This is a genomic window from Streptomyces capoamus (assembly GCF_014654935.1).
Classification (GTDB): domain Bacteria; phylum Actinomycetota; class Actinomycetes; order Streptomycetales; family Streptomycetaceae; genus Streptomyces; species Streptomyces capoamus.
On record NZ_BNBF01000004.1, the window covers coordinates 332,099 to 339,416 of the forward strand.

The following is a 7,318-nucleotide window of genomic DNA, read 5'->3' on the forward strand; positions in this document are numbered from 1 at the left end:
CTGTGGTGGATCGCGGTGATCGTGCTCGTCGTGTGGCTGCTGGGCTTCGTCGTCCGCACCGCGGACAGCGGCGGTCGCAAGGGCCGCTGGTACCGCTGGTAGACGAGGGACACCCGGCGCAACAAGCGTGCCACGCTGCGCGAGGTGATGGGGCCCGGCCGTACACGGCCGGGCCCCACCCGCGTAACGAGACTTTTTGTGCGGGTGATTGGGAGGGATCGGCCGTATCGGGCGCATCGCGGCCGACATCTTGTTCAGCCCTGACCGGGTACAGCTCGAATGTGAGGCGTGGGCGCGACGGCCGTTATCTGGAGGAGCACCACCGAGCCGGTGCCTCCCCGCTGACGACCGCGCCCGGCCTGTCACGCCGACCGCCACGGGCCCCCGGCAGAGGCTGCTCGGGCGGGACCGCTCAGGTAGCCTGCCGTCTCCCGGCCGCGGAGCACGAGGACGATGAGGTGATGGGGCATGCGCTCGGAGTCGTGGGGTGCCGAGCTGCTGAGCGGGCTCAGGCCGTTGTCCCGGGTGGTGCTGTCGGTCTTCCTGTGCGGTCTCGCAGTGCTGTTGTGGTTCGCCGCGCAGAACACGTACCGGTTCGTCGAGGGCCACCGCACGAAGACGGAAGGGTACGTGCACTGCGAGTCGGGCGGCCCGTGCTACGGCGCGTGGCACCTGCCCGGCGGCCAGCGCGGGAACGGTGAGATCCGCGGTCTCCCCTTCGCCGCCGACGAGGAACTCCTGACGGACGTACCGCTGTACGCGGGCCGGGACTGGGCCGTCGCCGACCGCTCCTCTCTGCTGGCAGACGCGGCCTGGGAATACGCCGGTACGGGAATCGGCGCGGCCCTCACCTTGTCGATCGCCTGGAACCGGTCCTACAGCAGCGGCTCGCGCGATGACGTGTGTCGCCAGCGCCGTCGCCGCGGCCACGCCTCCACCGCCGCAGCCGGTCACGAGCGTGGCAGGGGGAGAACCTGAGCCGACCACTGCTGTTCCTCGATGCCGAGCCAGCGGGCTGCGGCACCGCGGCGTCCTCCTGCTCGGCTCCCATGTTCTCGAAGTCGGGGTAGAGCTTGCCGAGCTCGCCTCCCGCTCCGGCGGCCGCGGCTCGGTGTCTGGCCCACGCCGACGCGCTACGCCGTCTGACAGCCGCCGGCGAAAGCGACCCGAACCAGCCCCTGGACGCTGCTGCGCGGCGCCCTGGCCGCCTCCCATCCGATGGCGGCATGACCGGTGCGCAGCGAATCGGTCGTCCAGCGCCCTCCACCCGCCCGCGCAAGCGCCTGCAGTGGCGCAGTGAGCCACGGCCTGCGCGACTCGGGCTGCAGCAAGACCCTGCTGCCCGCGCCCTTGCCCGTCGAGCATGCCCCCCGTCGCTGACGAGGGGCCGTTCGAGTACGCGGCGGAGCTCGGCCGCCGGCTGGGCGAGCCGGTCCCGCGCGGCGGTACTCACCTTTGATGCTTCGTCTCGTGTGCTGCCAAATGAGTGGCGGTCTCAGGCGTCCTGCAGCGCGCACGCGCTTTGGCTGCGGCGTCGCTCGGGAGCGCGGGCGGGGAGGCTTGCCGCCGGAGAGAACAGGCCGGCGCCGGTGCCCCCGTCGGTCCGATTCCTGGTCTGCGGGGGCATGCCGCCGCACGACCAGGAGCGGTGGCCGTCTTCCTCCGGTCACGCAGGTGCCGGCAGCCTCGCATCGAGGAGCTGTTCCGCCAGCTGGATCATGTGGTCGCCCGGTGTGTCGGTCGCCATCGCGGCTGCGAGGACTTGGGCACCATCGAGGATCACCAGGAGCTTGCCGGCGGTGTCGTCAGGGTTCGCGTCGCCTGCTTCGCGGAGTTGTTCGCTCAGCCAGGTCTGCACCTCTGTCTTATGGGCAACGGCCGCGGCGTGGGCGGGATGGCCCTCGTCGGGGAACTCGCTGGTGACGTTCAGGGTGGCGCAGCCGCGGTAGCCGGGGGTCGCCATGTCCTGCCGGGTGAGGGCGAACAGGGCTTCTATGCGGGCGCGGGGGCCGGGAGCTGCCGCCGTCGCCTCGCGCAGGCGCCGCCACCAGTCCTCGTTACGGGTGACGAGGTAGGCGGTGACCAACTCGTCCTTGGTGGCGAACTGGCGGTACAGCGTCGCGTTGGCGACGCCTGCCGTGCCGATCACCAGGTCCATGCCGACGGCGCGTACGCCACGGGAGTAGAACAGGTCACCGGCCACGTCCAGGATGTGCCGTCGCGTCTCCTCGGCAGATCGTCGCACCTGGAGCCTCCTGTTCGTCCGGCTGGGGGAGATGGAACCGATCCATTATGAGACGGATCGTTCTCTCCATCAAGCTTGACAAGAGAGAACGTTCCGTCTCATTCTGAGAAAGAACGATCCGTCTCATCGGATGGCTCTCAGGGCGGCACCTGTTGACGGGCGCGCCGCGCTTACCCAAGGGATCTCACTCATGCACATCGACTTCACCGGCCGTACAGCCCTGGTCACCGGTTCCACGCTCGGCATCGGCCTGGCCACTGCGGAAGCCTTCGCCCGAGCGGGCGCCCGTACCGTCCTCAACGGACGCGACGAGGCCCGTCTCAAGTCGGCTGCCGACGGAATCCGCGCCCGGGTGCCCGGCGCAGACGTCGTCACCGTCGCCGCCGACGTATCCACCGCCGAGGGCGCACGGGCACTGCTGGAGGCGGTGCCCGAGATCGACGTCCTGGTCAACAACACCGGGATCTTCGCTTCCACCCCGGTCCTGGAGATCCAGGACGAGGAATGGCGTCGTTTCTTCGAGGTCAACGTCCTCAGCGGCGTCCGGCTCGCGCGCCAGTACATGCCCGGGATGATGGAGCGCGGGTTCGGCCGCATCGTGTTCGTCTCGAGCGAGACGGCCATCGACACACCGCTCGACATGGTCCATTACGGCATGACCAAGACAGCCCTGCTGGCGGTGGCCAGCGGTCTGGCCAAGGCCGCCGCCGGTACCGGGGTCACCGTCAACTCCGTGCTGCCGGGCCCCACCCACACGGAAGGCATCGAGGAGTACATCACCGCCCTCATCCCCGAGGCCGAGACGTTCGACGCCGCGCAGCGCGAGTTCATCGCCCGGTTCCGGCCGACATCACTGATCCAGCGGCTCATCCGACCGTCCGAGGTGGCCGATCTGATCGTGTTCACCAGTTCCGACCGCGCGTCGGCGACCACCGGCGCGGCGCTGAAGGTCGAAGGAGGCACCCTCACCTCCCTCACGCCGTGACGCAGGCCACGCCGCCGCATCCGGTCGGAGTCCGCGCCGCATCCTGGACGGCCTCCGCGACGCCTTGGGCTCCGCGGAGGCGGAGCCGGCTCTGCATGGATCCCTGTCATCGGATCAGACCCGGCGCGCGGGTTCCAACGTCTTCCTGCGGTCCCGCTCGAACCCGAGGGCATCCACGCAGATCAGCCCGTCCGCGTACCGGTCAGACAGACCGCTATGCGCCAGCGATCCCAACACGAACTGCGCGCGAGGGGCGCGGTGGTCACGTCCCACAGGCGCGCGTCCAGTCGTCACCGGCAGTGGCCACCAGGCGCCCGTCCGGACTGAACTCCACCGCCCGCACCGGCCCCCTGTGCCCGGTGAGACGGGCGCGGACGGCGCCCGTCGCCGTGTCCGACACCCGCACCGAGGCAGGAGAAACTCCGGGACACGGCCGACCGCCAGACGGAGCGCCGTGGCGGAGACGCCCACGCCGGTGACATACACCGCCAGGGCGCGGGCCAGCAACAGACCGGCACCGCCCGTCCCACAGGCGAGGTCTACCAGCCGCTGCCCCGGCTGCATCCCCAGGTTGGCGGCCATCGCGCCGACGAGCGACTGCAGCACGGCCTGAAAGCGGTCGACTCCCAGGTAGCTCCAGAGAGGGTCGCCCTCTCCATCCAAGACGAGCTGAACGCCGCTACCTCTGAATCGAGGAGCGCGGCCCGGTCCCGGGCTCCCAGCCGTTCTCGTACCGTACTGGGTTACGACGCGCTCTCCTTGCTGCGGTCCGGCCCGAGGCCCTCCAAGGTGCCCTTGCCGTCAGTGCGACGATCGTGGCCGGAGCCACCGGCCTGTGGCCGACCATCCAGGCGTTCGCCGACACCAACTCCGTCAGCGCCCGAGACGAGGTGCACCGCTCGCCTTCGAAGACCCGAGGTACCGCGTGGGAGTCGAGCACGTTGCGGATTGCTGCCGCGGAGACGTGGAGTTGCTGTTCGTGCCGGATGGTGACGAGGGGGCCGGCGCGAGAGGGTAGGCGGACTGTGCCTGAGATCGGCGTTGACCGGCTCGTCGGGATTCAGCTCGGGCGAGTACGGCGGCAGAAAGTGCAGTCCGGCATCGTCGGGGTGGGCCGCGAGCCAGTCACGGATCTTCTTGGAACGGCGGGCGGAGAACGCTGGCTGAGAGGTGACCGGGGAAGGCGAAACGGGGAGGGTCGACGTACGGAGGACGGCCGTCACTGAGCTCACTGGATCGGGGAGTCGGGTGGGGGGAGCCGGACGGTGCGTTCCCGATCGACGGATTCGACGCCGTCGACCACCTCCAGGGCCGGTATACGGTCCTCCGCGACGGTGCCGGAGAGCGTACCGAGGACCGGCTGCTCGCCGGTGACCGTGAGCCCGGCCCGCCGCAGGGCCTCGACCACCTCCGCGAACCGGTCGGGGTCGACCGCGAGGATGACCCCGACCAGCGCGGGCTGGGTGGGCTCACTCACGGGGCCTGCAGCAGGCCCGCGCCGACGTCCCGGACGGGCTGTGCCAGTGGGAACGCGCCTGACTTCAGGCCCGCCACGAGATCGGCCGCGGAAGCGTTGGGGTTGGCCTCGGCGAGCAGGGCGAGGACACCCGCCACGTGCGGCGTGGCCATGCTCGTGCCGCTCATGGTCTGGTACCCGCCGCCAGGAGCGGCCGAGCGCACGTCCCTGCCGGGCGCGGCAATGTTGATCTCACCGCCCTGGCCGTTGATTCCGCCGTTGGAGAAGAACGACGGCGTGATCGACTTGTCGAGCGCGGCCACCGCGAGGATGGAGGGACAGTTGGCGGGTCGGCTGACCGGCAGAATGCTCGGAGGCCGGTTGCTGTCGTTGCCCGCGGCGGCGACGATCACCGTCCCACGCTCAAGCGCGCGCTGGGCCAGAATCTCGTACGTTTGCGGAAACAGCTCACCTGGTCGGACCGGAGCGCCGAGCGACATGGAAATCACCCGGGCGCCCTGGGCGACGGCCCAGCCCAAGCCCGCAATGATCTGACCGTCGGAGCCCCTGCCCTGCTTGCTGAGCACCTTCCCAACGAGGATCCGGGCATCACAGGCCACGCCGTAGCGGGGTGCCTGCTGAGGGTTCTTCGGTCCGGCGACAGTACCGATGCAGTGGGTGCCATGGCCATGACCGTCCTCGACCGCCTCGCCGACGACGAAGGACATCGTGTCCTCGACACACCGGACCAGGTCCGGGTGGGTGGTGTCCACGCCGGTGTCGAGGACGGCGACCTTCACACCGCGTCCGGTCAGGTGGGACAGGTTGGCCCGGATCGCCTGCAGTCCCCAGGTGAAGCTCTGCTCGTCCAGGGCCGGGCCCTGGGCAGCGGCGACTTCGGCCCTGGTGTGACGGGCGACCACGTCCTCGTCGCTGCGGTAGGCCGGGAAGAACTCGGTCGGTGCCTGCTGCGGGGCGGTGATCGGCGTGGCGTACGCCATGCGCTCCGGCTCCGCCGCGATGATCGACGGCTCCGCCTCGGCCGTCGTCACCAGCGTGTGGCGCTGATCGGGCCGTACCTCGACGACGGCGACTCCGAGTTCCTCGAGGTGCACCGAGACGTCAGGACGTTCCAGGAGTTCGGCGACGTTCGCGGCCTCGGTGCCCCGGATGCGTTCGACAGGCGCGATGTCGGCGGCGGAACGCAGGGCGTTCAGGCCGCTCTCCTGGTTGCTCTGGTCGAGCAGGACTACGTACCGACCGGTGTACTCCGTACCCTGGCCGGTGACGGGGCCATTGGGCCGATCGGGTCGCCCATTGAAGACACGCCTGTCCATGGGTCCGTTCACCATTGAAGTTCCCACTTTCTGTGTGCTTCCCGGTTTGCAGAGGCGCGACGATTCACGGATTGACAGCGCCACGGGTGGGGAGCCACGGTTCATTCGTGTCTCGACGCCTGGTGCCGTGGCCTGCAATGCTGTCCAATGCCAGGTCGTCGGCGTCCCCCTGTTTAGACCGTGACATTGGGCATGGAGGCCCGCAACTCAGCGTCGCCACCCACGGCGGGAGGCGGCGCCCCGCGCTGTCCGGGTCGCGATGACTTGCACGTTCCCTCCGTGGTGCTGGTGCTTGCCGGACCGCCACGAGCCCGTGCCCTTGGGGGTTGGTGACGGCACAAGGTGAAAGGGTGTGTACGGCGATCTCCGGTGTAACTCCCGATCAAGGAAGAACACCTGATGAGCGACGTGGCTGTCTCCGGTCGGCCGGTTGCAGAGGTCCGGCTGGTCGAGTTGTCAGCGGACGTGCGCCGACAGCGGCAACTCCCGTAACGCTGCGCGCTGCTTCTGGTACGCCTCCATGTCGCTGTCCCGGGCGATGCACCAGCGGAGGTGGCGGGCCCGGCTGGCGACCATCTCACCGCTGCGGATCCACAGGTGGATTGCAGCGTCATGGACGCCGAGGATCCGGGCGGTCTCGAACGCGGTGATCCTGGACCCGGTGGGGTCGTTGCGCTTGGAGTCGATCGCGTGCTGGGCTTGGATGTGACGGACCGAGTGAACCGTGAACGAACGTCAGTTCCCGGTGGTGCTGAGGCCGAAGCTGTTGAGGCAGTCCGCTATCTCGGCGTCGCTGCGGCTGTCCAGCAGGTCGCGCACGATGTCGACGGCCTGGGTGGCGTTGCGGTAGGTGCGACGGTTGCAGGTGATCCCGTCGGGGGAGCAGCGACCGTTATCGACGTGCAGCACGGTCACGTCCTCGATCAACGTTCACAGCAGGCGCCTGCAGTCCTTGGCCATGGTCGTCGGTGATCGCCACAGAGCCGGCCCGGCTGCGGCCTGCGCCGAGTTCGTACCGTCCGCGTGGCTTGGTGCCAGTGCGAGGTCATCACCGCGTAGGCGCGCTCTTCCCTGCTCAACGATCTCCCGCTCGTGGCGGTGCAACGCCTTGTCGTTGCACTCGTAGCCCTAACCCTTGGTGACCAGGTTCCAGCACAAGGTGGTCATCTTCCAGGCGGTGGCGACGATGGCGACCTGGATGCCGCGCCGCGACTGGATGCACTTGATAGAATGCACACAAAGGCCCCAGATTGCCCTGGTTTGCAGCGCTCATCGGTAGCAGCCGGTATGAAGGC

At 69.2% G+C, this 7,318-nt stretch carries 9 protein-coding genes; 3 read left to right on the top strand and 6 right to left on the bottom strand.

Going from position 1 to position 7,318, the window contains the following annotated elements; translation table 11 throughout:
• Together IE312_RS39365 and IE312_RS09590 are read left to right on the top strand one after the other, a co-directional pair.
• Positions 1-102 (top strand): DUF5670 family protein (locus IE312_RS39365; protein WP_229899441.1); only part of this gene is annotated, 102 nt, incomplete at its 5' end.
• A 366-nt stretch (positions 103-468) separates the two neighbouring features.
• Positions 469-978: a hypothetical protein gene (locus tag IE312_RS09590; RefSeq protein ID WP_189980264.1), complete on the top strand. Its 510-nt coding sequence runs from the start codon at positions 469-471 to the stop codon at positions 976-978.
• Positions 979-1,666: 688 nt separating this feature from the next.
• Here IE312_RS09590 and IE312_RS09595 read toward each other — a convergent pair.
• A complete protein-coding gene (locus IE312_RS09595) occupies positions 1,667-2,245 on the bottom strand; it encodes a TetR/AcrR family transcriptional regulator (RefSeq protein WP_189980266.1) in 579 nt (192 codons plus the stop codon).
• Positions 2,246-2,435: 190 nt separating this feature from the next.
• Here IE312_RS09595 and IE312_RS09600 point away from each other — a divergent pair, with 190 nt between their 5' ends.
• Positions 2,436-3,230 carry an SDR family NAD(P)-dependent oxidoreductase gene (locus IE312_RS09600; protein WP_189980268.1) on the top strand — a complete coding sequence of 265 codons (795 nt, stop codon included), beginning with the start codon at positions 2,436-2,438 and terminating at the stop codon, positions 3,228-3,230.
• 262 nt (positions 3,231-3,492) lie between these two features.
• Here IE312_RS09600 and IE312_RS44115 read toward each other — a convergent pair whose 3' ends face one another.
• The 5 genes from IE312_RS44115 to IE312_RS09620 all read right to left on the bottom strand — a co-directional run bounded on the left by IE312_RS44115 (position 3,493) and on the right by IE312_RS09620 (position 6,932).
• On the bottom strand, positions 3,493-3,636 hold the full coding sequence (locus IE312_RS44115) for a hypothetical protein (protein WP_368860001.1): 144 nt from the start codon (positions 3,634-3,636) through the stop codon (positions 3,493-3,495).
• A gap of 337 nt (positions 3,637-3,973) precedes the next feature.
• Positions 3,974-4,462, bottom strand: a complete 489-nt coding sequence (locus tag IE312_RS44280; RefSeq protein WP_370467535.1) for a transposase — start codon at positions 4,460-4,462, stop codon at positions 3,974-3,976.
• A complete protein-coding gene (locus tag IE312_RS09610; RefSeq protein WP_189980270.1) occupies positions 4,459-4,707 on the bottom strand; it encodes a hypothetical protein in 249 nt (82 codons plus the stop codon). Before IE312_RS09610 ends, IE312_RS44280 begins: the two co-directional genes overlap by 4 nt.
• The gene (locus IE312_RS09615; protein WP_229899417.1) at positions 4,704-6,107 is read right to left on the bottom strand and encodes a S8 family peptidase; all 1,404 of its coding nucleotides are present in this window, start codon (positions 6,105-6,107) and stop codon (positions 4,704-4,706) included. Before IE312_RS09615 ends, IE312_RS09610 begins: the two co-directional genes overlap by 4 nt.
• Before the next feature lie 651 nt (positions 6,108-6,758).
• Positions 6,759-6,932 (bottom strand): hypothetical protein, encoded by a 174-nt coding sequence (locus IE312_RS09620; RefSeq protein WP_189980271.1) that lies wholly within the window; start codon positions 6,930-6,932, stop codon positions 6,759-6,761.
• Positions 6,933-7,318: the final 386 nt, after the last annotated feature.